The organism is Arthrobacter sp. BE255 (assembly GCF_031457335.1).
Taxonomy (GTDB): Bacteria; Actinomycetota; Actinomycetes; order Actinomycetales; family Micrococcaceae; genus Arthrobacter.
Map to the genome: position 1 here is coordinate 86,197 of NZ_JAVDWK010000001.1, position 25,268 is coordinate 111,464.

Annotated in this window: 21 protein-coding genes and 2 tRNA genes; 18 read left to right on the forward strand and 5 right to left on the reverse strand. The window is 67.2% G+C overall.

The features are described 5' to 3' along the window. Positions 1-9: 9 nt before the first annotated feature. The 7 genes from J2X42_RS00400 (at position 10) to J2X42_RS00430 (ending at position 7,970) form a co-directional block, all read left to right on the forward strand. A complete protein-coding gene (locus J2X42_RS00400) occupies positions 10-1,395 on the forward strand; it encodes a cystathionine beta-synthase (RefSeq protein WP_310161067.1) in 1,386 nt (461 codons plus the stop codon). A 15-nt stretch (positions 1,396-1,410) separates the two neighbouring features. Continuing rightward, positions 1,411-2,574 (forward strand): cystathionine gamma-synthase, encoded by a 1,164-nt coding sequence (locus tag J2X42_RS00405; RefSeq protein ID WP_310161069.1) that lies wholly within the window; start codon positions 1,411-1,413, stop codon positions 2,572-2,574. Beyond that, entirely contained in the window at positions 2,571-3,857 is a 1,287-nt protein-coding gene (locus J2X42_RS00410) for a glycosyltransferase 87 family protein (RefSeq protein ID WP_310161071.1), read from the forward strand. Before J2X42_RS00405 ends, J2X42_RS00410 begins: the two co-directional genes overlap by 4 nt. Positions 3,858-3,870: 13 nt before the next feature. Then, the gene (locus J2X42_RS00415) at positions 3,871-4,359 is read left to right on the forward strand and encodes a helix-turn-helix domain-containing protein (protein WP_310161074.1); all 489 of its coding nucleotides are present in this window, start codon (positions 3,871-3,873) and stop codon (positions 4,357-4,359) included. After that, entirely contained in the window at positions 4,356-5,672 is a 1,317-nt protein-coding gene (locus J2X42_RS00420) for an MFS transporter (RefSeq protein WP_310161077.1), read from the forward strand. The genes J2X42_RS00415 and J2X42_RS00420 overlap by 4 nt, the downstream gene beginning before the upstream one ends. Positions 5,673-5,798: 126 nt before the next feature. Continuing rightward, entirely contained in the window at positions 5,799-7,187 is a 1,389-nt protein-coding gene (locus J2X42_RS00425; RefSeq protein WP_310161081.1) for a glycosyltransferase 87 family protein, read from the forward strand. A gap of 9 nt (positions 7,188-7,196) precedes the next feature. Next, the gene (locus J2X42_RS00430) at positions 7,197-7,970 is read left to right on the forward strand and encodes an SDR family oxidoreductase (RefSeq protein WP_310161082.1); all 774 of its coding nucleotides are present in this window, start codon (positions 7,197-7,199) and stop codon (positions 7,968-7,970) included. 28 nt (positions 7,971-7,998) lie between these two features. On the opposite strand, the gene J2X42_RS00435 is transcribed toward J2X42_RS00430, so the two are convergent. Genes J2X42_RS00435 through J2X42_RS00450 form a run of 4 tightly spaced genes read right to left on the reverse strand, consistent with a single transcriptional unit; the run spans position 7,999 to position 12,616 of the window. Then, complete coding sequence (locus tag J2X42_RS00435) at positions 7,999-9,222, reverse strand: acyl-CoA dehydrogenase family protein (protein ID WP_310161084.1); 1,224 nt, start codon at positions 9,220-9,222, stop codon at positions 7,999-8,001. A gap of 10 nt (positions 9,223-9,232) precedes the next feature. Beyond that, entirely contained in the window at positions 9,233-10,762 is a 1,530-nt protein-coding gene (locus J2X42_RS00440; protein WP_310161087.1) for an APC family permease, read from the reverse strand. A 31-nt stretch (positions 10,763-10,793) separates the two neighbouring features. Continuing rightward, the gene (locus J2X42_RS00445; RefSeq protein WP_310161089.1) at positions 10,794-12,005 is read right to left on the reverse strand and encodes a glutathionylspermidine synthase family protein; all 1,212 of its coding nucleotides are present in this window, start codon (positions 12,003-12,005) and stop codon (positions 10,794-10,796) included. A gap of 2 nt (positions 12,006-12,007) precedes the next feature. After that, on the reverse strand, positions 12,008-12,616 hold the full coding sequence (locus tag J2X42_RS00450; RefSeq protein WP_396133996.1) for a Tat pathway signal protein: 609 nt from the start codon (positions 12,614-12,616) through the stop codon (positions 12,008-12,010). A gap of 169 nt (positions 12,617-12,785) precedes the next feature. Here J2X42_RS00450 and J2X42_RS00455 point away from each other — a divergent pair, with 169 nt between their 5' ends. From J2X42_RS00455 to J2X42_RS00490, 8 genes are all read left to right on the forward strand, one after another. Next, complete coding sequence (locus tag J2X42_RS00455; RefSeq protein ID WP_310161092.1) at positions 12,786-13,439, forward strand: MOSC domain-containing protein; 654 nt, start codon at positions 12,786-12,788, stop codon at positions 13,437-13,439. A 384-nt stretch (positions 13,440-13,823) separates the two neighbouring features. After that, the gene (locus tag J2X42_RS00460; protein ID WP_310161093.1) at positions 13,824-16,031 is read left to right on the forward strand and encodes a DEAD/DEAH box helicase; all 2,208 of its coding nucleotides are present in this window, start codon (positions 13,824-13,826) and stop codon (positions 16,029-16,031) included. Positions 16,032-16,280: 249 nt separating this feature from the next. Continuing rightward, positions 16,281-16,352 (forward strand) — tRNA-Thr (locus J2X42_RS00465). A 61-nt stretch (positions 16,353-16,413) separates the two neighbouring features. Continuing rightward, positions 16,414-16,487: transfer RNA gene (locus tag J2X42_RS00470), tRNA-Met, on the forward strand. Between the two features lie 139 nt (positions 16,488-16,626). Continuing rightward, positions 16,627-17,406 carry a membrane protein insertase YidC gene (yidC, locus tag J2X42_RS00475; RefSeq protein WP_310161095.1) on the forward strand — a complete coding sequence of 260 codons (780 nt, stop codon included), beginning with the start codon at positions 16,627-16,629 and terminating at the stop codon, positions 17,404-17,406. A gap of 137 nt (positions 17,407-17,543) precedes the next feature. After that, positions 17,544-18,101: a dihydrofolate reductase family protein gene (locus J2X42_RS00480; protein ID WP_310161098.1), complete on the forward strand. Its 558-nt coding sequence runs from the start codon at positions 17,544-17,546 to the stop codon at positions 18,099-18,101. A gap of 63 nt (positions 18,102-18,164) precedes the next feature. Further along, complete coding sequence (locus J2X42_RS00485; RefSeq protein WP_310161100.1) at positions 18,165-18,821, forward strand: SDR family oxidoreductase; 657 nt, start codon at positions 18,165-18,167, stop codon at positions 18,819-18,821. A gap of 123 nt (positions 18,822-18,944) precedes the next feature. Beyond that, positions 18,945-20,516 carry a Na+/H+ antiporter gene (locus tag J2X42_RS00490; protein WP_310161102.1) on the forward strand — a complete coding sequence of 524 codons (1,572 nt, stop codon included), beginning with the start codon at positions 18,945-18,947 and terminating at the stop codon, positions 20,514-20,516. A gap of 136 nt (positions 20,517-20,652) precedes the next feature. Here J2X42_RS00490 and J2X42_RS00495 read toward each other — a convergent pair whose 3' ends face one another. Then, a complete protein-coding gene (locus J2X42_RS00495; RefSeq protein WP_310161103.1) occupies positions 20,653-21,852 on the reverse strand; it encodes an ROK family transcriptional regulator in 1,200 nt (399 codons plus the stop codon). 228 nt (positions 21,853-22,080) lie between these two features. Here J2X42_RS00495 and J2X42_RS00500 point away from each other — a divergent pair, with 228 nt between their 5' ends. The 3 genes from J2X42_RS00500 to J2X42_RS00510 are packed head-to-tail and all read left to right on the forward strand — an operon-like array spanning position 22,081 to position 25,252. Then, positions 22,081-23,388, forward strand: a complete 1,308-nt coding sequence (locus tag J2X42_RS00500) for an extracellular solute-binding protein (RefSeq protein WP_310161105.1) — start codon at positions 22,081-22,083, stop codon at positions 23,386-23,388. 26 nt (positions 23,389-23,414) lie between these two features. Further along, entirely contained in the window at positions 23,415-24,353 is a 939-nt protein-coding gene (locus J2X42_RS00505) for a sugar ABC transporter permease (protein WP_310161107.1), read from the forward strand. Further along, complete coding sequence (locus tag J2X42_RS00510) at positions 24,353-25,252, forward strand: carbohydrate ABC transporter permease (RefSeq protein ID WP_310161110.1); 900 nt, start codon at positions 24,353-24,355, stop codon at positions 25,250-25,252. Before J2X42_RS00505 ends, J2X42_RS00510 begins: the two co-directional genes overlap by 1 nt. Positions 25,253-25,268: the final 16 nt, after the last annotated feature.

Sequence of the window (25,268 nt, forward strand, 5' to 3'; positions counted from 1 at the left end):
TTTGTACCTATGAAGTACGCCCAGTCCATCCTGGACCTCATCGGCAAGACCCCGCTCATCAAGCTCAACCACGTGACGGACGGCATCAAAGCCACGGTCCTGGTCAAGCTGGAGTACCTGAACCCCGGCGGATCCATCAAGGACCGCATCGCGGCCAAGATGATCGAGGACGCCGAGCGGGATGGCAAGCTGCTCCCGGGCGGAACCATCGTGGAGCCCACGTCCGGCAATACCGGCGTGGGCCTGGCCCTGGTGGCCCAGCAAAAGGGCTACAAGTGCATCTTCGTGGTGCCGGACAAGGTCGGCGAGGACAAACGCGCCGTGCTGCAGGCTTACGGCGCCGAGGTGGTGGTGACACCCACCGCCGTCGCCCCCGACAGCCCGCAGAGCTACTACAGCGTCTCGGACCGGATCGTGTCCGAGACCCCTGGCGCGTATAAGCCGGACCAGTTCTCCAACCCTGCCGCCCCCGGCAGCCACTACGAGACCACCGGGCCGGAGATCTGGAGCGACACGGACGGCAAGGTCACCCACTGCGTGATCGGCGCCGGCACCGGCGGCACCATCACCGGCACGGGCCGGTACCTCAAGGAGGTCTCGGCGGACCGCGCGGAGTCCGACGGCGGCCGGGTCAGGATCATCGGGGCTGACCCCGAAGGCTCGGTGTACTCGGGCGGGACCGGGCGGCCGTACTTCGTCGAGGGTGTGGGCGAAGACATGTGGCCGGCGAACTACGACAAGTCCGTCCCGGACGACGTCATCGCCGTCAGCGATGCCGACTCCTTCGCCATGACCCGCAGGCTGGCCCGCGAGGAAGGGCTGCTGGTGGGCGGCTCGTCCGGCATGGCCGTGGTGGCTGCGCTGCGGACCGCCCGCGACCTCCCGGAAAGCGCCGTTGTGGTGGTCATCCTGCCCGACTCCGGCCGCGGCTACCTCGCGAAGATCTTCAACGACCAGTGGATGCGGTCCTACGGGTTCCTCTCCGGCGGCGAGGAGGCGTCCGTGGGCGAGGTGATCAAGTCCAAGACGGGTGAACTTCCGGACCTGGTGCACATCCACCCGAACGAGACCGTCCGCGACGTCATCACCATCATGAACGAGTTCGGCGTCAGCCACATCCCGGTCCTCTCGCAGGAGCCGCCGGTGGTGATGGGCGAGGTGCTGGGTGCGGTGGACGAGCGGACCCTGACGGCCAAGCTGTTCCGCGGCGAAGCGAAGCTGACGGACAAGATCTCAGAGCACATGGGCCCGAGGCTCCCCGTCATCGGCTCGCTGGAAACCATCTCGGCGGCCCGTGCGCTGCTGTCCGACGTGGACACGGTGATGGTGACGTTCGTCGGAGCGCCGGTGGGCATCCTGACCCGGCACGACCTCCTCGCCTACCTCAGCAACTAACTCCAAAGGAGCACAATGTCTGTTTCTGAAAACCAGGGCTTCAACACCCGCGCCGTCCATGCCGGCCAGGCCTTCGAACCCCGCACCGGCGCGGTGGTTCCGCCGCTGCACTTCAGCTCCACGTACGCGCAGGACGGCATCGGCGGCCTCCGCGACGGCTACGAGTACGGCCGCGGCGGCAACCCCACCCGCGACGCCCTGCAGGAACAGCTCGCCGCGCTTGAAGGCGGAACCCACGCCTATTCCTTCAGCTCCGGCCTGGCCGCGGAGGACTCCCTGATCCGTGCCCTGACCCGGCCCGGGGACCACATTGTCCTCGGCAACGACGCCTACGGCGGAACGTACCGGCTGATCAGCCGCGTGCTCGGCGACTGGGGGATCGGCAACACCCCCGTGGACATGGCTGACCTCGAGGCCGTGGGCAAGGCCGTGGCCGCCAACAAGACCCGCTTCGTCTGGGTGGAGACCCCCTCCAACCCGCTGATGAAGATCACCGACATCGAGGCCCTCGCCAAGGTGGCCCACGACGCCGGGGCCCTCCTGGTGGTGGACAACACCTTCGCGTCTCCCTACCTGCAGACCCCGCTCGCCCTGGGTGCCGACGTCGTGGTCCACTCCACCACCAAGTACATCGGCGGCCACTCCGACGTGGTGGGCGGCGCCATCGTGGTCAAGGACGCGGAACTCGCGGAGAAGATCGGCTTTGTCCAGTTCGCCGTGGGCGCGGTGTCCGGCCCGATGGATGCTTTCCTCACCACCCGCGGCCTGAAGACCCTGGGCGTGCGGATGGACCGGCACAGCGACAACGGCCAGGCGGTGGCCGAATGGCTGCTGGAGCGCCCGGAGGTGGAGGCGGTCCTGTACCCGGGCCTGCCTTCACACCCCGGCCACGAGCTTGCGAAGAAGCAGATGAAGAAGTTCGGCGGCATGGTGTCAGTGCAGTTCAAGGGCGGCGAGGCGGCGGCCCGCACGGTCGCGGAAAACACGTCCGTGTTCACCCTGGCCGAGTCGCTGGGCGGCATCGAATCGCTGATGAACTATCCCTCGGAGATGACCCACGCCTCGGTCAAGGGCACGGAGCTGGCCGTTCCCGTCAACCTGATCCGGCTGTCCTGCGGCATCGAGGACGTTGAGGACCTCATCGCGGACCTCGAGCACGCCTTCACCTTCCTCCGGTGACCGCAACTTCCCCGGCATTGGCCTCCGCAACCACCCGCGGCTGGATCGCGACGGCGGCCGGCGCTGCCGCCGTCGTCGCTTCCCTGGCGGTGCTGTACTCCGCCTACATACCTCTGATGAACGACTTCGAGGTCTACTACTACGGCGGCAGCCGCGTGCTGCAGACCGGGGAGACCGCCGCCAACGAGCTGTACGCGCCGCGTGACGGCCTGCCGTTCACGTATCCGCCGTTCGCGGCCTTGCTGTTTGCCGGGCTGGCGCTGCTGCCGCTCGGGACCAGCGGCCTGATCTTTGTCACGACGGCGCTGGTGGGGGCCGCCGTGGTGGCCGCCTGGCTGGCCCGGCACTACTTCGGGCTCCGCAGCTGGCGCACCTCCTTCGCCGACTGGCGGTTCCGTACCGTTGCACTCGCCGGCACCGGTGCCATCCTGCTGCTTGGCCCCTGGCGGGACACCTTCGACTTCGGCCAGATCAACATCATCCTGATGGGCCTGATCCTGGCCGACTTCGCGCTGTACGGGAAAGACCGGGCCGGGGAGATCCGCTGGCCCGCCGGGCTGCTGATCGGCCTGGCGGCCGGCATCAAGCTCACCCCGCTGGCGTTCGGCCTCTATTTCCTGGTGCGGCGCGACTTCAAGGCCCTCGGCTGGATGGCGGCCGGTTTCTTCGGCTCCATCGGACTGGCCTGGGCGGTGCTGCCCAACGCCTCGCTCACGTTCTGGACCAGGATCCTGCCGGACACCGGCCGGATCGGCGGGCCGGCCTACCTGGACAACCTCTCGGTCAAGGGCCTGCTGCTCCATGTCGGCCTGCCGGATTCGGGCCTGACCAGCGTGCTCTGGCTGGTGCTTTCCCTGGGCCTCGCCGCGCTGACCGCCCTGGTCATCAAGTGGGCCGTGGCAGCGGACGAGAACTTCGTGGCCGTCTCCGCCACCGCAGTGCTGATGCTGCTGATCAGCCCCGTCTCCTGGTCCCACCACTGGGTCTGGATGGCTGTGGCCCTGCCGTCCATGGCCTTCGCCATGCACCGGGTCCCCTCCCGTACCGGGAAAATGCGGCTGTACGGCTGGATCATCGTGGCCTTTTCGGCCGTGGCGTTCTACCTCACGCCCAAGTACCTGGCCATGATGGCCGGCGCCAATGAGTGGGGCAAGGACCCGCAGACCCAGTTCCAGTTGGCCGTCACCAGCCTGGGCGTCCTCTGCGGCGTGGCCCTGATCGTCTATTGGGCGGTGGCCTACAGCCCGTCGCGCCGCAGCCCTGGCTTTCTTCAAGAAAGTTAGCTAGGGTGCCTGTATGGCACTCCGATCAGACTGGTCCACCCGCACCTGCAGCATGGCACGCGGCCTCGACATCCTGGGCGACCCCTGGAGCATACTGGTGCTCCGCGAGGTCTTCTTCGGCAACGGGCGCTTCGACGCCATGAAGTCCCGGCTGGAGGTAGCCGATTCCGTACTCACCAAGCGCCTGGCAGGGCTGGTGGAGTCCGGGCTGCTCAGCAAGAGAACGTACGACGGCGGCGGCCGCACCCGCCAGGAATACGTCCTGACCCCCAAAGGCGAGGATGCCCTCCCCGTCCTGAACGCCGTGGTGATGTGGGCGGAAAAGCACCTCCCCGTCCCGTCCGAGCAGGCCCACATGTACGTGATCCACTCCGGCTGCGGGCAGCGGACCAGCTCAGCAGACACCTGCACCGGATGCGGCGAGCGGCTCACGGCCGCCAACACCAGCTGGCACAGCCTCACCCGCTCAGATGCTCCCGTGCAACTGGCAACAGCCGCATGAGCGCCACCGAAACCTCCCGCCGCCGTCGGCTGCACCCCGCCTGGATCGTGGCTGCCGTCGCGTTCCTGGCCCTCGTCGGTGCCGCCGGGTTCCGGGCCGCGCCGGGCGTCCTGATGGTGCCGCTGCAGCAGGAGTTCGGCTGGTCCACCACCGTCCTCTCGGCAGCGGTCAGCATCAACCTGGTGCTCTTTGGCCTGACCGCTCCCTTCGCCGCCGCCCTGATGGAACGGTTTGGGATCCGCGCAGTGACCGCCACCGCGCTGGTGCTGATCGGGGCCGGCAGCGCGCTCACAGTCCTGGTCAACCAGTCCTGGCAGATCCTGCTCACCTGGGGTCTGCTCATCGGCCTCGGCACCGGCTCCATGGCGCTGGTCTTCGCCGCCACCATCGCCAACACCTGGTTCGCCAAGAGCCGTGGCCTGGTGATCGGCATCCTCACCGCCGGCAGCGCGGCCGGCCAGCTGGTCTTCCTGCCGTTCATCGCCATGCTGGCCCAGAATCCCGGCTGGCGGCAGGCATCCCTGCTCATCGCAGCCGGCGCCCTCGCCGTGGTTCCGCTGGTGCTGAAGTTCCTCAAGAACTCACCGGCCGACGCCGGCGTGCTGCCTTACGGCGAAATTGCGCCAGAGGAGGGATCACCTGCGCCGTCCCCGGCAGAGCCCGAACCCGGGCGGAGCACTAACGCCGCCGTCCGGGCGCTCCAGGTCCTCAAGCGGGCCAGCAAAGTGCGGACGTTCTGGGCGCTCGTGGCGGGCTTTGCAATCTGTGGCGCCACCACGAACGGCCTGATCGGCACCCACTTCATCCCGTCGGCCCATGACCACGGCATGGCCGAAACCACGGCCGCGGGCCTGCTTGCCGTCGTCGGGATCTTCGACATCGTGGGGACCATCGCGTCCGGCTGGCTGACCGACCGCTTCAACCCGCGGATCCTGCTCGCTGTCTATTACCAGTTCCGCGGCATTGGCCTGCTGGTGCTGCCGCTGCTCCTCAGCGCCACCGTCCAGCCCAGCATGATCGTCTTCGTCGTGATCTATGGCCTGGACTGGGTGGCCACGGTGCCGCCCACGGCTGCCATCTGCCGCAAGACGTTCGGCGCGGACGGCAGCGTGGTGTTCGGCTGGGTCTTCGCGGCCCACCAGCTGGGTGCTGCGGCCGCTGCCCTGGGCGCCGGAGTCATCCGCGACGCCACCGGTCAGTACACGTACGCCTGGTTCGGAGCCGCAGCCATGTGCACCATCGCCGCGGTCATCAGCGCCACCATCCGCAAGGACGCCGCCGCGCGGGAGCCCGAGCCGGTAGCCGCGGCGTAAACCTGCCGGTCGCGTGCCGGGAATCCTCCGCATGCATATGTAGTATGTAGCTACGGCCGGCCGCCGTTCCAATGATGCAACCTGCGGACGCGGCCGCCCGCAGCTAGCGACCTTGGGGGACAACGGATGGCACAGCGTGACCTGGATTTAGTCGACGTCGACGCAACGGGAGCCCCGAGGGCTCCCGGCCCACGACCTTGGGGCCTGGCGCTGTGGCGGACAGTGGCCTTGTGGCTGCCGGCCGCGGTGGTCGCCGTACCGGTCTGGTTCCTGCTGTCGGGATGGAACAAGCAGGGCCTGGACTTCAGGGTGTACTGGCACGGCGGCAAAATCCTGAACGACGCCGGCTGGACCGTCTCCGAGCTGTACGGTCCCACCGTTGAATGGGCCGGCGGTCCCGGCCTGCCGTTCACGTACCCGCCCTTCGCGGCCCTGGTGTTCAGCCTGCTCGCGAGGCTCCCGGAGCCGCTCGCCCTTCAGGTCTTCAACGCCGCCGGCGTGGCGGTGGCCGCCTGGCTCTCACTCCTTGCCGTGCGTTACTGGAACGCCAAGGCGGACTGGCGCCGGACGTTCGAGACGCCCCGCAGCCGGTGGATCGCCGCCGCCGTCCTCCTGGCGATGCTGAGCCTTGGCCCGTGGCGGGAGACGCTGGCGTTCGGCCAGGTCAACATCCTCCTGATGGGCCTCATGGCCGCCGACCTGCTGTCCCGGAACCACCGCTGGAACCGGAGCATGCCCGGCAGCGGCTTCCTGGTGGGCGTAGCCGCAGGCATCAAGCTGACGCCACTGGTGTTTGGCCTCTACTACCTGGTCCGCAAGGACTGGCGCGGACTTGCCAACATGGGCGCCGGCTTCGCGGCCACGGTCTTGCTCGGCTGGCTCCTCCGTCCCGCCGAGTCCCTCCAGTTCTGGCTGGAGATCCTGCCGGACACCTCACGGATCGGCGGCGCCGGCTACGTGGACAACCTGTCCATCAAGGGCGCGCTGCTGCACTTCGGGGTCCCGGCGTCGGCTGTTACGGTTCCCTGGATGCTGCTGAGCCTGCTGGTTGTCGCCCTGGCGGCCGCCGTCATCAAACTCGCCACCGACCAGGGCGCCCGGGTGGTGGCCATGTCCGCCACGGCCCTGGCCATGCTCCTGATCAGCCCCGTCTCGTGGTCCCACCACTGGGTCTGGGCCGCCGCAGTCCTGCCCGCGTTCGCCTGGACGCTGCGGGAAACGCCGGAGCGCTACCGGCGCCTGCGCGCCGGGATGACGGCCGTGCTGCTGCTTTCAGTCCTGGTGTTCTTCTTTTCGCCCAAATCCATCGGGATGGCGTTCGACGCCGAAAACCTGGACGTCCAGACGCCCGGGCTGTGGATCATGGCCTCCAGCGCCGGAGTCTTCTGCGCGGCTGCGGTCCTGCTGTGCTGGCTGGCCGTCCTCCGCCGGGGCGCCCTGGCCCCTGCAGATCCCTTGGACACAGTCCCGGCTGCGGCTTTGGTCGAAGCGGCCGCGGGAGCAGCGCGCCGCTAGGCTGACCTGATGGAATCCCATCCCGTTGAATCCACCCCGCGGAAGGCAGCCCTGGTCACCGGGGCAGGCAGGCTTGCCGGCATCGGCGCCGGCATCGCGCGGCAGCTGGCGGCCGATGGCTGGGACCTGGTCCTGAGCTACTGGCATGACTACGACAGCCGGATGCCGTGGGGGAGCCAGCCCGACGACGTCGTACGCCTCACCGCCGAGCTGGAAGCGATCGGCGCGCGCGTCCACGCCGTGCCGGCCGACCTGCAGGACCCCGCTGTCCCGGACCGGCTCATGGCTGAAGCCAACCAGCTGGCCGGGCCGCTCGCCGCCATGGTGCTGAGCCACGCCGAGTCCGTGGATTCCGGGGTCCTGGACACCACCGTGGAGGCGTTCGAGCGGCACTTCGCCGTGAACACCCGGGCGAGCTGGCAGCTGATTGCCGCGTTCGCCCGGCAGGCAACGGCCGACGGCGGGGCGATCGTGGCGCTGACCAGCGACCACACCGCCTTCAACCTGCCCTATGGTGCCTCCAAGGGTGCCCTGGACCGGATCGACATCGCCGCGGCACGGGAGCTTGGGCCGCTGGGTATTTCGGCGAACGTGCTCAACCCCGGCCCGGTCGATACGGGCTGGATGACCCCCGCGGTGCGCGAGGAACTCACCCGCCGCCAGCCGGGCGGCCGCCTCGGTACCCCCGCGGACGTCGCCGGCACGGTAGCGTTCCTGGTCTCCCCGGCAGGCCGCTGGGTCTCGGGCCAGCTGATCAAGTCCGACGGCGGCTTCTCCGCTTAGGTGCCCTGCCGCGCCTTCGCGGCGGGCTTTAGCGGAACGCTCCGAAGCCCGTGATGTGCTGGCCCAGCACCAGGGTGTGGACCTCGTCGGTGCCCTCATACGTGCGGACCGACTCAAGGTTCGCGGCGTGCCGCAGCGGTGAATAGTCCAGCGTGATGCCGTTGCCACCCAGGATGGAGCGGGCTTCCCGGGCGATCTTGATGGCCTCCCGGACGTTGTTGAGCTTGCCGAGTGAGATCTGCTCCGGCTTCAGTGCGCCGGCGTCCTTCAGCCGGCCCAAATGAAGGGCCAGCATGGTGCCTTTCTGGATCTCAAGCAGCATGTTGACCAGCTTCTCCTGCGTCAGCTGGTACGCGGCCAGCGGCTTGCCGAACTGGAGCCGCCCCTGCGAATAGGCCAGGGCTGCCTGGTAGGAATCACGGGCCGCCCCCATGGCGCCCCACGCGATGCCGTACCGCGCCTCGTTCAGGCACGTGAACGGCCCGCGCAGGCCGCGGGCGGCCGGCAGCAGCGCCTCCGGTCCAAGCCTGACGCCGTCGAACACCACATCGCACTGGATCGAAGCGCGCATGGACAGCTTCTGCGTGATGGGCGTGGCGGTGACGCCCGGGGTTCCGGCCGGCACCAGGAAACCGTGCACGCCGTCGTCGGTCATGGCCCAGACCACCATCACCCCGGCCACGGACGCCAGCCCGATCCACCGCTTCGCGCCGTCCAGCACCCAGCCTGCCCCGTCACCGGTGCCGTCCCGGCGGGCGAAGGTGGTCATCGACGACGGGTCCGAACCGGCCGTGGGCTCGGTCAGGGCAAAACAGCCGATCACCTCGCCGGCAGCCATCCGGGGGAGCCACTCCTGTTTCTGGTCCTCGGAACCCCACTTATGGATCGCCGTCATGGCCAGGGACCCCTGCACTGAGACGAAGGTCCGGATGCCGGAGTCGCCGGCCTCCAGTTCCATGGCCGCGAGGCCGTATTCGACGGCGGACCGGCCGGGGCAGCCGTAGCCGTCCAGGTGCATCCCCAGGACGCCCAGCTCGCCGAGCTCCGGAGCCAGCTCCAGCGGGAAGACGGCATCCTCATACCAGCGCGCGATGTCCGGTTTGATGCGCTGGTCGGTAAAGTCGCAGATCTTCTGGCGGAGCGAAAGTTCCTCCGCGCTCAGGAGGGAATCGAGGGCAAGGACGTCGGAAGGATCCGGCGCTGCGGGCGCTTCGGCGGGAAACTCGGCGGTGACTTCAGCGGCGTCGCTCATTCGGAGATCCCTAGGCCGGCGTGGAGGTAGTGGCAGCGGCCGGGGTTGGTTTCCCGGTGAAGTATCCGCGCGTTGAGGGCAGGAACCGGCAGACCACGGCCAGGACCACGCCGAGGGCAAGGAGCACGACGCCGCTGACAAAGGCGCCGCCGACGCCCACGATCTGCGTGTCACCGTAGGCGGGGTCCCACATCTGGACGGCGGAGATGAAGAAGGCCGCGGTCAGCATCACTGCGCCCAGCAGGGGAAGGATGCCGCGGAACCACAGGTTGCGGGCGGACTCCCGGAGGGTTCCGCGGAAGTACCAGACGCACGCGAAACCGGTCAGCGCATAGTAGAAGGCGATGAACAGGCTGATGGAGCTGATGGAGTCGGCGAGCAGGTTCTCACTGAGGAAGCTCATAGCCACGTAGTACACCACGGCGGCCGCGCCCATCACCTGGGTGGAGAATCCCGGGGTCTGGTTGCGGGCATGGACTTCGCCGAACTTCGGCGGCAGCGCACCGTGCACGCCCATCGACAGCGTGCCGCGGGCCGTGGGCAGGATGGTGGTCTGGGTCGAAGACAGCACGGAGGCCAGGACGGCCACCACGATCAGCCAGCCCCACGGGCCCAGGACCACATCCTTCATGGCCAGGAACACGTCGGCCTGGTTCGCTTCGTTGCCCAGCCCGATGCCCTCGGTCCCGACCGTGGCGTACATCATCACCAGGAGGGCCACCGAGACGTAGATGGCCACCAGGACAAACGCCGAAATGACGGCGCCGCGGCCCGGGGTGGTGGACGGGTTTTCGGTTTCCTCGTTCACGGCCAGGCAGGTGTCCCAGCCCCAGTAGATGAACAGGGCAAGGAGCGCACCGTGTACCACGGCACCCGGATCCGCGAAGGCCCCGGCCGGGTTGAACCACTCGATGTCAAAGGCCTGGCCCTCGGGTGCGCCGCCCGCGATCCGGACAATGATGGCCAGCGCGAAGATGCCCAGCGAGACATACTGCACGTAGGTCAGGACCCGCTGGACGTGCTCGCCCAGCCGGATGCCCCGGTAGTTCACCAGGGTCATAAACACGATGAACAGCACTCCCGTGCCCGTGACCAACAGGCTGTTTTCCGCCAGCGAACCGTCGCCCACCAGCAGCCACAGGTACTGCCCGGCCACCTGCGCCAGGTTGGCGAGGACCACGATGCCCGCCAGCGCCACGCCCCAGCCGCCCAGCCAGCCGGCCCACGGACCGAAGGCCCGGCGGGACCACGTGAACGTGGTGCCGCAGTCCGGCATGGCGCTGTTCAGTTCCCGGAACGCGTAGGCGATGAACAGGACGGGGATAAAGCCCAGGAGCAGGATCAGCGGAGTGTAGTTTCCGTTCACGGCCACGATCAGGCCCAGCGTCGCGGCAAGCGAATACACGGGCGCCGTGGACGCCAGGCCCAGCATGACCGAGTCGCCGAGGTCCAGGATCCCGGCCCGGAGGCCTTTGGCGGGGACGGCACCGCCGGACGGCCCGCCGGAACCGCCGCCCGCCGTCGTCGTCTCCGTGCTCATGGTGTCACCGTGCTCAGGAGTGTCAGGGGGCTCATAGGGCGATTCCTGCCTTGTTGGAGTGGGCCTGCGCTGAGAGCGGCGCCGGGGCGTCAATGGTGTTGGGCACAAAACGGCAGAAGTAGTCGGTGATGGGACCGTCCGACTCCCGGATCCCGCATCCCACGGACTCGCCGTCCACCACCCAGAGGCCAAGGACCGGGTGGTTGCCGTCGAAGTCCGGCAGCGCGTGGAACTGCTGGTAGCACCAGCCCTCACGGCCGTATCCGCCCGGCTGCTCCATGCTGATGCCCTGCGCGTGGATCCTGATGTTGTCCCCTTCGCGTCCGTGCAGCGGCTTGGCCACCCATTCCTTCAGGGGTCCAGTCTCGTTGAGATAGGCGGGCAGCAGGTTGGGGTGGCCCGGGTAGAGGTGCCAGAGCGCGGCGAGGAGGGCCTTGTTGGAGAGCAGCATCTTCCACGCCGGCTCCACCCAGCGGGGATTGTGCGCCCGCTGCAGGAGCCGGTGCCCGAACGGCTCCTTCATCATCAGCTCCCACGGGTACAGCTTGAACATGGTGCTGATCATGAAGTTGTCCAGGTCCACGAAGCGGTTCAGGTTGGGGTCCCAGCCGATGTCGGACATGTTGATGCCAATGGTGGTCCAGCCGGCCTGGCTGGCGACGTCCCGCATGTAGGCGGCCGTCATCCAGTCCTCGCCGGACTCCTCCGCCTCGGAGTGGGCGATATGCAGGGTGCTCATCCCGGTGCGGTACTGCATCTTCTTCCACTGCCGGATCAGGGCCTCATGGATGCCGTTCCACTGGTCCTTTTCGGGGAAGACGTCCTGCAGCCAGAACCATTGGGCGACGGCGGCCTCGATCAGGCCCGTGGGGGTGTCGGCGTTGTACTCGAGCATCTTGGCCGGTCCGCCCTGGCCGTCGTAGATGAAGTCGAAACGCCCGTAGACATCCATGTCGCCGGCCTGCAGGGACTCAGCGGCGAGCTCCAGGGCCTGCGGGCCGATGCCGATGTTCCCCATCGCGCCGGTCGCCAGGAACTTCGCCGCCTCCAGGCACATCTTGTGCATGTCCTCGGCCGTGACCTCCAGGGTCTCCACCTCGTCCATGGTGAATTCGTAGTACGCGGCCTCGTGCCAGTATTCGATTTTCCGGCCGTCAGGCATGGTGGTGGTGGAGAAGACCAGGCCCTGCTCTTCGATCTTCTGCTTCCAGCCGGGCCTGGGCTCCGATAACAACCGCTTCACGCCTAGCCCCCCGTGCTTCCGCTCTTGGAGCTGCTGCCAAAGCCGCCCCTGCTGACGGTTCCGCCCTTGGTGCTGTACCCCGTGGAGGCCTTGGCGCCGCTGGGGATGGTGCTCGTGTAGCTGGGGTAGGCGGAGCGGTTCTGGCCCACCGCGGGCACGCTGGCGCCGCGCGAGTAGAAGTACCAGGCATAAAGTGCGCCGCTGCGTCCCGCGGAGCTGTTGCACTGGGTGTCGTCCACGCGCTCGCCGGTTTCGTCGTTGAAGCACACCTGGGCGTAGTCGGCTTCGTCCTGGTTGCTGGCCACGACGGCGGTGATGGTGCCGGCAAGGAGCGCCGTCACCCCGAGTCCCACCACGACCGTCCGGCGCTGGGAGCGCTTCTTGCGGGCCGCGGCCTCATGCATCTGGCGCTCGCGGTCCTTGGCGAACGGGTCCACCACGGTGGGCGGAGCGTTAAGGAGTTCCGGATGAAGTTCGGGCTTGGGGACCTGCCACGGCGGGGGTTTTGGCGCGCCCGCGATGTTGTCGCCGGCGTCACCGGTGCTGCCTTCAGGGCCGTTGCCGGCACGGTCCTTCTGCGGATCGTGCTCTGGATCCTTGTTCGGGTCCACGGCGTCCCCCCTCGGTAGTCCATGTTGAATGTGGGCGCACCTTCGCGCCGGAATCTCAATCCTGAATTCAGCGTAGTCTCTGCCCGGTCAGGCTGCGAGCACGAAACGGAGGGAACTGCCCATCGCCGGTTCCCCAGTGGCTGTAACGCCGGGAACCTACACTGGAGCCATGGAAACCGCATCAGTGCTAGCCGTCTGCCGTGTCCACCAGCTCCTTCCCGACGAAGGCAGCGTGGGCGTCACCGCCATCGACAAACGGCCGGTGGAAGGACCCGTCAAGGTCCACAAACTCGGCGTCCACGGTGATGTCCAGGCGAGCCGGATCCACCACGGCGGTGAAGACCAGGCCATCTACGCCTACTCCCAGGACGACGCCGACTACTGGGCGGGGGAGCTTCAGCGGGATCTTCCGCCGGGGATCTTCGGCGAGAACCTGCGGGTTGCCGGCATTGAAACCACCGGCGCAGTGATCGGCGAACGCTGGAAGATCGGCCTGGACGTCGAACTGGAAGTCACATCGCCCCGCGTCCCGTGCGCGGCCTTCCAGCGCCGGATGGGGGAGCCCCAATGGGTCAAGCGCTTCACCGAAGCGGGCCGGGTGGGCACCTACCTGCGCGTGATCCGGACCGGAACCATAAGGGCCGGCGACCATATCCACCGCCTCTATGTACCCAAGCACGGAATCACCATCGGCCGGTGGTTCAGCGAGCCGGACCTCGAAATCATGGAGGCCCTGCGGGATGCCGATGCCGACGGCGAGATCCGCCTCCAGCCCGAATACCACGACAAATTCGAGGTGCTGCAGCGGCGGCTGGGGCAGTAGCCAGGCGGCAGTGTGCGCAAGCTCACCGCCGCCGTCGGCCGTTAATTTAGTGCTGGGCGGATCTGTGCCTTACACTTGAAACATCCCCCACTCCGGAAATCCCTTATTCCTGCCCAATTTTTGAGGCAGGACTGGCAAGTGTTGGGGCCCGCAAATGTGAAGCGGGCATTTTCATAGGGAGAGCCGGCTAAAGAAAACGCTGTACAGACTGCTGGGATAGCAGCCAAGAGATGCAGCGGGAAGTCCTGCCACGGGATTGCGAAAGCGCCGGACTTCTACGTGACCGGCCGGTCAATGTTTGCCCGGCATCCACGGCACATGTACTGCGGCTCCGCTCACCTCGGGTAGTGCCGCCTGGCCCCCTATGGATGAGGAAATTTCCCTATGCCCGAAAATCAGAACGACGCCACTGCTGAAGCAGTGACCGCCGAAACCGCCACCATCGAGTTCACTGAGGCCGCTGTCCCCGCAGCCGAGCCCGCCGAAACTCCCGCTCCCGAAGCTGCTCCCGCCGCCGTCGAGCCGGCCGCCGAGCCCGCCCCGAAGGCCGAAGCTCCCGCCGAATCCAAGGCCGAGGAAGCGCCTGCCGCTCCCGCAGCCAAGGCTGAGGACGAGGAAGAAGAGGGCATCAAGTTCGCCGACCTCGGCATCGACGGCCGCGTTCTCGCCGCCCTGCAGGATGTCGGCTACGAAAAGCCTTCCCCCATCCAGGCAGCAACCATCCCGCTGCTGCTTGAAGGCCGCGACGTCGTGGGCCTCGCCCAGACCGGCACCGGTAAGACTGCAGCATTCGCAGTACCGGCACTGTCCCGCCTGGCCGAGCTCCACGACCTCAACGGCCCGTCCCGCAAGACCCAGGCCCTGGTCCTGGCCCCGACCCGCGAGCTCGCGCTCCAGGTTGCCGAGGCCTTCACCTCGTACGCCAAGCACATCGATGACTTCACGGTCCTCCCCGTCTACGGCGGCTCCGCCTACGGCCCCCAGCTCGCCGGCCTGCGCCGCGGTGCCCAGGTTGTTGTCGGTACCCCCGGCCGCGTGATCGACCACATCTCCAAGGGTTCCCTGGACCTGTCCGAGCTCCAGTACCTGGTGCTGGACGAGGCCGACGAAATGCTGCGCATGGGCTTCGCCGAAGACGTGGAGCAGATCTTCCAGCAGACCCCCTCTGACCGCCAGGTGGCACTGTTCTCCGCCACCATGCCGAGCCAGATCCGCCGGATGTCCAAGCAGTACCTGAACAACCCGGCCGAAATCTCGGTGAAGTCCAAAACCACCACCGGCGCCAACACCCGCCAGCGGTACCTGCAGGTCATGGGCCCGCACAAGCTCGACGCCCTGACCCGCATCCTCGAGGTTGAAGAGTTCGACGGCGTCATCGCGTTCGTGCGCACCAAGATGGCTACCGAGGACCTGGCCGACAAGCTGAAGGCGCGGGGCTTCCAGGCTGCCGCCATCAACGGCGACATCCCGCAGCAGCAGCGCGAACGCACTGTCGACGCGCTGAAGGAAGGCCGCATCGACATCCTGGTGGCCACCGACGTCGCGGCCCGCGGCCTTGACGTGGAGCGCATCAGCCACGTGGTCAACTACGACATCCCGCACGACACCGAGTCCTACGTCCACCGCATCGGCCGCACCGGCCGTGCAGGCCGTTCCGGTGACGCCATCCTGTTCATGACGCCTCGGGAGAAGTACCTGCTGCGTTCCATCGAGAAGGCCACCCGCCAGCCGGTGGAGCAGATGCACCTGCCCACGGCCGAGACCGTGAACACGCTGCGCCTGGGCAAGTTCGCCGAGCGCATCACCGAGACCCTCGAGTCCGAGGACGTTGCCGCGTTCCGCGACCTCATCTCCTCCTACGAGGAAGAGCACAACGTTCCCGCCTCGGAGATCGCTGCTGCGCTGGCCGTCATGGCCCAGGGCGGACAGCCGCTGCTGGTCAAGGAACTGCCCGCAGCTCCCGAGTTCCAGAAGCGCGAGCGCGCCAAGGACGGCTTCGGCTCCCGTGGCCCGACCCGCACGCTCACCGAGGGCAACGCCACCTACCGGATCGCCGTCGGACGCCGCCAGCGCGTCATGCCGGGCTCCATCGTCGGCGCCATCGCCAACGAAGGCGGCATCTCCTCGGCCCAGATCGGCGGCATCGACATCCGCTCGGACCACTCCCTCGTGGAGCTCCCGGCAGACCTGAGCCCCGAGCAGCTGCGCGCCCTGTCCCGCACCCGCATCGGCGGCGAGCTGATCCACCTCGAACTGGACAACGGCCGCAAGCCGTCCGGCGGCGGCGAGCGCGGCAGCTACCAGGGCAACCGTGGCGGCGACCGCGGCGGTTACTCCGGCGGCGGAGACCGTGGCGGCAACTTCAAGGGCAACGGCGGGTTCAAGAAGGAATTCCGCAAGACCGACGGCGAGCGTTCCTCCGCTGACCGCGGCGGCCGTTCCTACAGCGAGCGTTCCGCTGGTGCCGAGACCGGCGCCACCCGCGGCCAGGCCAGCGACTCCCGCTTCGCCGGCCACGGCGACGGCTCACGCAAGCCCCGCCACGGCAACGAGGGCGGACAGCGCGACTTCAACCGCAAGGGCAAGTGGTAACCGTCAGGTAGCCTGACGCGTTCCCTTCGATGGGCCGGCTTTCGAGCCGGCCCATCGGCATTTAACGCTTCCATGCCGAAGCCGCATGTTCGCTTCGTCACACCGGCTTCGGCAGCGGGCCCTGGCAGCCCCGAATCGCCCCGCCGGAAGCACTTTCAGGCCCGGATTCACGCGCTTTTTCGGGGTCCGGACCGCGTCAGGCCGCCGATTTGTTGGTGGCGAAATCTTCGGGTAGAGTATTTACTCGTTGCCCCCCTAGCTCAGTGGTAGAGCGCGTTCTTGGTAAGAACGAGGTCACCGGATCGATTCCGGTGGGGGGCTCTGGATGAGGGCCTGTGTCAAGGCGGTTTTGACCGGCTTGGCGCAGGTTTTTCTCATTCGTGGCGGTGTAGCTCAGTTGGTTAGAGCGCACGACTCATAATCGTGAGGTCGGGAGATCGAGCCTCCCCACCGCTACAGGCTAAGCCCCCGGAATCCCCCGAGATTCCGGGGGCTTTTCTGTTTCAAGGCACGATGTGCGGCCGCCGCGGCGTGAGGCCGTGACAAGCGCCGCTTTTCGCCGTAGCTTTGCTGCAGCCGGCGATGGGGGATATCAGTGGACGTCTTCGAAACAATAATGGTTCCGTTCAAGTGGCTGGTGTCCGCCATTATGGTCGGGCTCCACGACGTCCTGAGCAGCGCCGGAATGCCTGCGGCCAGCGGCTGGACGTGGACTTTGTCCATCATCGGCCTCGTGCTGATCATCCGTGCCGCCCTGATTCCGGTGTTCCTGAGGCAGGTCAGCGCCCAGCGCCGGATGCGGCTCCTGCAGCCTGAGCTGAAGAAGCTGCAGGCCAAGTACCAGGGCAAGACGGACCAGCTGTCCCGGCAGGCCATGGCGCAGGAACAGATGGCGCTCTACAAGGAACACGGGACCAACCCTCTGTCCGCCTGCCTGCCGATGCTGATCCAGGTGCCATTCTTCCTCGCGCTCTTCCAGGTGCTCTCCGGCATCCCGGCCGCAGCGGGGCAGGGCCAGGGCATCGGAGCGATGAGCCGCGACCAGGCGCTGCAGTTCGATGCCTCAAGCATTTTTGGTGCTCCGATGCCGGCGTCCGTGCTGCATGGCGGCGGTGACCAGGGGGCGGTCGTACTACTGACAGTCCTGATGATCCTGGCCATGACGGTCTCGCAGTTCATCACGCAACGACGGATTATGGTCAGGAACGTGCCTGACGAGTCTCCTGACACTCCTTTCGCGCGCCAGCAGAAGGTGATCCTGTACATCCTGCCGCTCGTCTTCGCCGCGGGCGGGGTCTACTTCCCGATCGGCGTCCTGATCTACTGGACCACCACTAACCTTTGGACCATGGCGCAGCAGTTCACGATCAAATGAGGGGTGGGCTCCCGGCGCTAAGGACAGGCGCTAAGGACCGGGCTTAGCGCCGAAAGCCCGCCCCTCACCGCAGGGCACCGCGCCGGACAGGCACCAGCGCCTGTCCATCCGCTGCGGCCCGGGGCAGAATGGGGCGCATGGGCCAGCTCATCTACTCAGGAATCGCGTCCCTGGACGGCTACATCGCGGACCGGGACGGTAACTTCGACTGGAGCGCCCCGGACGAGGAAGTCCACGCCTTCATCAACGACCTCGAGCGCGACGTCGGAACGTACCTTTTCGGGCGTCGCATGTACGACGTCATGGCAGTCTGGGAAGCCCTTGGCACGGCCGAAGACCCGCCGGTGATCCAGGACTTCGCCCGGATCTGGCAGGGGGCAGACAAGGTTGTCTACTCCTCCTCGCTCGCCACCGTCAACACTGCCCGGACGAGGATCGAGCGGACGTTCGACCCCGACGCCGTGCGGGCGCTGAAGGCGGGGACGGACGGCAACATCGGCATCGGCGGCCCCACCCTGGCCGCTGCCGCACTCGACGCCGGACTGGTGGACGAGTGCCGGGTGTTCCTCAACCCGGTGGCGGTGGGCGGGGGCCTGCGCTTCCTGCCGGACGGGCTGGGACTGCGGCTGGAACTCCTCGAACAGCACACGTTTGGAAACGGCGTGGTCTACCTCCGCTACCGCACCCTCGCCTGACAGGGCCCGCCCGACGGCGCCCTCCTGAAGGCATCGGATGCACCGGAGGGGCAGAATGGGGGAATGACCCGCATCGCAATCATCGGCGGCCACGGCAAAGTGGCCCTCCACCTGTCCACCCTGCTCACGGAAGAGGGGCACAGTGTCACCTCGATCATCCGCAACCCGGACCACGCGGCCGATGTCGCGGCCACAGGCGCAACGCCGTCGGTCCTTGATGTGGAAAATTCGACGACGGCGGCGATCGCCGGGTCCCTCGCCGGCCACGACGCAGTGGTCTGGTCAGCCGGGGCCGGCGGCGGCAATCCCGAGCGGACGTACGCCGTGGACCGTGACGCAGCCATCCGGTCGATGGACGCGGCGGCGGAGGCCGGCGTCGGACGCTATGTCATGGTGTCCTACCTCGGTGCGGGGCCTGACCACGGCATCCCGGCCGACCACAGCTTCTTCGCCTACGCGGAGGCCAAGGCGGCCGCGGATGAGTACCTGCGCGGCACCTCGCTGGCCTGGACCATCCTGGGTCCCGGCACGCTGACGGACCGTCCGGGAACCGGGCTGATCGACGTTGACCCCGCACGGGAGGGCGGCGGCGAAACCTCCCGCAGCAACACCGCGAGTGTGGCCGCAGCGGTGCTGGACCTGCCGGAGACGGCCGGCCGGACCATCGAATTCCGCGACGGCACGCTGCCCATCGCCGCCGCCCTGGAGCCGCAGCCGTAGCCCACCGGCCCGGCGCACCAACGGCTCAGCGCGAACGTACAGTTGAGGCCCCGATAAGCTGAAACAGGGAGCACCGCCTCCCGCCGGACGGCGGGACAGGCGCCCCACCGGGGAAGCAGGGACATGGATCAGCTGGCACTCATTATCGGACTCCTGCTGGCCACTGTTGTGGCCGTGGGGCTGGGGGACCGGCTCCGACTCCCGTATCCGGTCCTGATGCTGCTCCTGGCGGTCTGCCTCACCTTCATCCCGGGTTTCCCCGACCTGGATATCCCGCCCGAACTCATCCTGCCCATCTTCGTGCCGCCGCTGCTCTTTGCAACGGCCCAGCGCAGCTCGTGGGCGGTCTTCCGGGTCCGCTGGCGGACACTGATCATGCTGGCCGTCGCGCTGGTGGTCATCACCACCGCCGTGGTGGCGGGCGCGGCCTGGCTCATGATTCCGGGGATCGGCATTCCCGCGGCCATCGCCCTGGGGGCCATGGTGGCACCGCCGGATCCGGTGGCCGTGGAGTCGGTGGCCGGCCGGGTGCACATGCCCCGCCGGCTCATCACCGTCCTACAAAGCGAGGGCCTGTTCAACGACGCCGCCGCCATCGTCATCTTCCAGGCAGCGGTGGCCGCCGCCGTGGGCGGCACCAGGATAGGGCCCGACGTCGTCCTGGACTTTGTCATCGGCGCTGCGGTGGCGGTGGTGGTGGGCATAGCCATGGGCTGGCTGACAGCCCTCATCACCAGGCTGGTGGCCTCCATGGTCGCGCGCAGCGCGGTCACCCTCGTGGTGCCGTTCGCCGCCTACATCCTGGCCGAGGAGATGCACGCCTCCGGCGTGATCGCCGTCGTGGTCACGGCCCTGGAGATGCAGCGGCATACCCGCCCGCAGGACGCGGCCGAGAGAGTCACCCGGACGGCATTCTGGGACGTGGTGGAACTGCTGGTCACCGGCCTGGCCTTCGGCCTGGTGGGTCTGGAAATCAGGGACGTTATCCGGGCAGAGGGCACCGACATTTACAGCATGCTGGGTGTGGCGGCGCTGGTGTGCGTCCTGGTGTTTGCTGTGCGGTTCCTTTGGCTGGCGGTCCTGGCGCTGGGGGCCCGGAAGCGCAAGAACGTCCTGCAGCCCACCTCCGGCAAGGAAGTCCTCATCCTGACCTGGTGCGGCATGCGGGGACTGGCCACCCTTGCCCTTGCCCTGGCACTGCCGCTCACCCTGGCGGACGGAACGCCGTTCCCGGCCCGCGACTACCTGCTGGTGATCGCCTGCGCGGTGCTGCTGGCCACGCTGGTCCTCCCGGGGCTGACGCTGCCCTGGCTGATGCGGATCCTTAAGGCCTCCAACGACGGGTCGGAGGAGCGGGACGCCGCCCGCGTCCTGGCCCAGCGGGCACAGGCTGCCGCCGTGGCGGCCTTGAAGGAGCACGACCTGATGAAGGACCTGCCGCCCGAGAAAGTGGCGCTGGTGAAGGCGAAGATGGGCCGCCTGCACGCAGAACTGCTGGACGGCAGCCTCCGGAACGAAAGCGTGGATGACCTGCGGGTCAGGGGCCGCGGGCTGGCCATCGCTGTCCAGACCATCGCGCTGGACGCCGCACGGCAGGAAGTAGTGCTGGCACGCAACGAACCCGACATGGACCCCGAAGTGGCGGACCGGGTGCTGCGCCAGCTGGACCTGCGGACCATGATCATGCCGGAGTAGCCTAGCGCGTCCAACACAGCGCGAACTGGCAGATAATGCCCTCAAAACCGAGTTTTAAGGGCATTATCTGCCAGTTCGGGCTTGGCTGGGGCCTCAAGTGTACGTTCGCGCTTTGGGGAGAGTTGGGCGGGACGTGTCAGGCCTGCGCTGCGAGCTCCAGGTCCAGGGTGTTCTTCTCCACGTAATCGAGCGCGCACCGTACGGCTCCCACCGTCACGATCGAATCGCCCAGCGGGGAGACGGCCACCCGCGGGGGAGTGACGGTGTACTTTGTCAGGCGTTCGGAGATCGGCTCCAGCAGCACCCCGGCGGAGTTCGCCACGGCGCCGCCAATGACCACCAGTTCGGGGTTGATGATGGTGGCCACGGCCCCGATCACGCGGGCCATCCTGTCGGCAATCCGCTCAAGGATACCCAGCGCCACGGCGTCGCCGGCGGCGGCAGCGGCGAACACCTGTTCAGCCTCGGCGCCGTCGGCATGGTCCCGCAGCGAAGTCCTGGCCTTGCCCGCGACGGCATCGGCTGCCCAGCCGCGTGCCAGCGCCGCAATGCCGAAGGTGTCTCCCACTCCCTCCACCATGTCCAGGAAGGCCAGCTCGCCGGCGCCTCCGCCGCGGCCGTGCAGCAGCCGCCCGCCGTCGATCACGCCAGAGCCAAGCCGCTCACTGGCGAGGATGACCACGACGTCGTCGACGCCGGCAGCAGCTCCCCGCCAGCGGTCACCCAGGGCGGCCAGGTTCGCGTCGTTTTCCAGAAGTACCGTCCAGCCCCGCCGGTCGCGCAGGGCGGACTTCAGTCCGACGTCGAACAGGCCCCAGAAGTGCTGGGTCACCAGCACGTCGCCGTTCCGGTCCACCGGCGCCGCGATCCCGGCGCAGACGGCAAGGACTGACTCCGGGCTGGCCCCCACGCTGTGAAGCGCCAGCATGGCAGCGCGGTCGATGACCGAGATGCGTTCTTCGGCTGAAATTTCGGCGTCGGCGAAGGGCTGGCTGGACCTGCCGAGTGCCTTTCCGCGGAGGTCGGACACCACCACGGTCGCCTTGAGGATGCCGATGTCCATGCCCAGGACGTAGCCGGCGCGTTCGTTGAGCTCAAACCGGCGTGCCGGCCGGCCTTTCTGGTAGCCGCCAAACGCCCGCTGGTTCTCCAACTCACGGATCCAGCCCCGTTCCATGAGGTCCTCGCACACGGAAATGGCCGTGGCGCGGGTGAGTCCGGTGGCCTCCATGACTTCCGTGACCGTCACCGCGTCCGAGGCGCGCATGAAATCAAGGACGGCTCCGGCGCTCACGCGCCGCAGCAGCTGGGGCGTTGCGGAGGAAACTTCCGACATGGTGTTGACCTCTCTGTGCTTTGCACCACATAATACTTGAGGAACTAAATTTAGATTCCAAATAAATAGCCTGGAGCGTGGTGGCCGGACGGCCGCCGACCACTGGCCTTACCTCCAGCCCTCCCCTTCCGCCTTTTGCAAAGGAGCAACTGTGAACTGCATCCCGAAGCACTGCCCGCCCCGGTCCCGGCCCCGTCGGCGCCAGATCCGTACGTCAGCCACGGCCCTGTGAGCGCCTCTGTCCCCGCATCGCTGCCCAGCAGGCGTTCCCTGCTCCGGGCCGCCGGCCTGGCGGGCGCGGCCGCCATCCTGCCCCTCACCGGCTGCGGCGCCAGCGCCAATGCCAGCAAGCAGGACGGCGTCACCACCCTGCGTTTTATGCAGAACAAGCCGGAGGTGGTGGACTACTTCAACCAGGTGATCAAGGACTTCGAGGCACTGAACCCGGACATCCGGGTCATCCAGGACTTTAATGAGGGCAACTTTGTTCCCGGTCTGGTGCGGAACGATCCGCCCGACGTCGTGACCCGCGGCTTCGCCCAGGCCACTGCCGACTTCGTGAAGAAGGGTATCTTCGCCGACCTCGCCGGCCTTCCGGCAGCCTCCACCATCAACCCGGAGATGCAGGAGCTCATCAGTTCCTGGGGCCGGTACAACGGCAATGAGACCAGTGCCCTGCCGTTCTCGGTGGCTGCGGCCGGCGTCATCTACAACCGGGACATCTTTGAAGCCAACGGCGTGGCCGTCCCCACCACCTGGGACGAATTCGTGGCCGCGTGCGAAACCTTCAAGGCGGCCGGAACCGCCCCGATTTATGGGACCTACAAGGACACCTGGACCCTTGCGCAGGGCATGTTCGACTACGTCGCCGGCGGCTCGCTCGACGTCGCCGAATTCTTCACGAACCTCACTGCCGCCGGCGCCGGCATCAGCACGGCAGCCCCCGAATCATTCACCAACAATTTCGGTCCGGCCCTGCCCAAGATGCTGCAGCTGGCGTCCTACGCGCAGAACGGCGCAGCCAGCAAGAACTACGCTGACGGCAATGCTGCCTTCGCCAAGGGCCAGGCAGCCATGTACCTGCAGGGGCCATGGGCCCTGTCCCAGCTTGTGGCCGCCAATCCGGCGATCCGGCTGGGCACTTTCCCGCTGCCCGTCACCAACAATCCGGACGAGACCAAGGCACGGGTCAACGTGGACATGGCGCTCTCCATCACACGGAACACCCCCAACATGGAAGCGGCGCAGCGGTTTGTCAGCTACCTGCTTGAGCCGGAAGTGGTTAACACCTACAACGAAAAGAACGCAGCCTTCTCTCCGCTGAAGGACGCACCGGCGGTAACCAACCCGCAGATCAGCGGGCTCAACGACTCCATCAAGGACGCCCGTTACTTCCAGGGCGCCGTCACGTACTTCCCGCCCTCAGTTCCGGTGAACAACTACATCCAGTCCTTTGTGTACGGCAAGAACGGCGACCAGTTCCTCTCCGCGCTCGACGACGAATGGCGCCGTGTCGCCGAACGGACAGCCGTCTGATGCCCGCCCCGATTCCAGGAGCCCCCATGACCACATCTTCCCTGGCGGCCGAAGCAGCCCCGTCCGTGCGCGCAGTCTCCGCAGAAACGCCACCTGTCCGGTCCAAGGGCCGGATCGACCCGACGTACTACTGGATGGTGGTGCCGGTCCTGGCGCTGTTCGCCTTCTTCATCACCCTTCCCGCACTGGTGGGAGTGTTCTTCAGCCTGACCAACTACGCCGGCTACGGCGACTGGAAGTTCATCGGGCTCTCCAACTACGTCAACATCTTCAAGGATCCGGCTGTCCTGCAGTCGTACATCTTCACGTTCGTCTTTGCCCTGACCACCACCGTGGTGGTCAACGTCGTGGCACTGGCCATCGCGCTTGGCCTGAACGCGAAGATCAAGTGGCGCACCGGCATCCGCACCGTGTTCTTCATCCCCATGGTGCTGTCCGCCCTGATCGTGTCCTTCGTGTTCAACTACCTGTTCTCGAACACGCTTCCGGTCCTTGCCGAGCGCTTCGGCGTCACACCGCTGGCCACCAGCATCCTCGCCAACGAAAACCTCGCCTGGCTGGCCATTGTGCTGGTCACCGTGTGGCAGGCCGCGCCCGGCGCCACCATCATCTACCTCGCCGGCCTCCAGAGCGTGCCCTCCGAAGTCTACGAAGCCGCAGACCTGGACGGGGCCGGCAGCTTCCGGCAGTTCCTCAGCCTCACCCTGCCCCTCATCCTTGGCTACCTGGTGATCAACGTGATCCTCGGCTTCAAGGGGTTCCTTGGGACGTACGAGATCATCGTGGGCCTCACAGGCGGCGGTCCCGGCATGGCGACGCAGTCAGTGGCCATGCGCATCTTCTCCGGCTTCACGGGCGGCGACTACTCGTACCAGATGGCCAACGCCGTCATCTACTTCCTGATCACCTTGCTGATCTCCGTCATCCAGCTGCGCCTCATCCAGCGCCGGGGGGTTTCTCTCTAATGGCTTCACCAACTCTCACCCGCTCCGCGCCCGCCGCGACGAAGGCAGCAGCCCGCAGGAACCGCAGGTCCGGCCGCGAAGGCTTCAAGGTCAACTGGTGGCTCACCGCCCTGATGCTGGTGGCCTCGCTGACCGTGCTGCTTCCTCTGTACTTCACCGTGGCCATGGCACTGAAGTCCCCGGACCAGATCGGCACCGGGACAGGCCTTGCCTGGCCCTCCCCGATGAACTGGGAAAACTTCGCAGCAGCATACGTGGCCACCAACTTCCCGCGGGCCTTTATGTCCACGGCCTTCGTCACCGTCTTCAGCGTGCTCGGCTCATTGGCATGCAGCTCACTGGTGGCCTACGCGATCGCACGGAACTGGAACCACCGCTTCTTCCGGGGTTCCTTCGTGTACCTGCTCTCGGCCATGTTCATCCCGTTTCCGGTGATCATCCTGCCCCTCATCAAGCAGACTGCACTCCTGGGCCTGGACAACCCGGCCGGCGTCGTCTTCCTGCACGTGCTGGGCGGCATCTCGTTCAACGCGCTGCTCTACATCGCCTTCGTCCGGTCCATTCCGGTGGAGCTGGAGGAATCGGCCCGGATGGACGGGGCCACCACGTGGCAGGTTTTCCGCAAGATCATCTTCCCGCTGCTGGCCCCGATGAACGCGACGGTGGGCATCTTCGCCTTCCTGGGTTCGTGGAACGACTTCCTGCTGCCGCAGATGATGATCGCCGACCCCGCCCTGCAGACGCTCCCCGTGGTGCAGATGCTTTTCCAGGGCGAATTCAACACCAACTACAGCCTCGCGTTCGCGTCCTACCTGATGGCCATGGCACCCACCCTGGTGGTTTACATCCTGGCCCAACGTTGGGTACTGTCCGGAGTCATGCGCGGGGCCGTTAAATAGCCGGAACAATCCACCC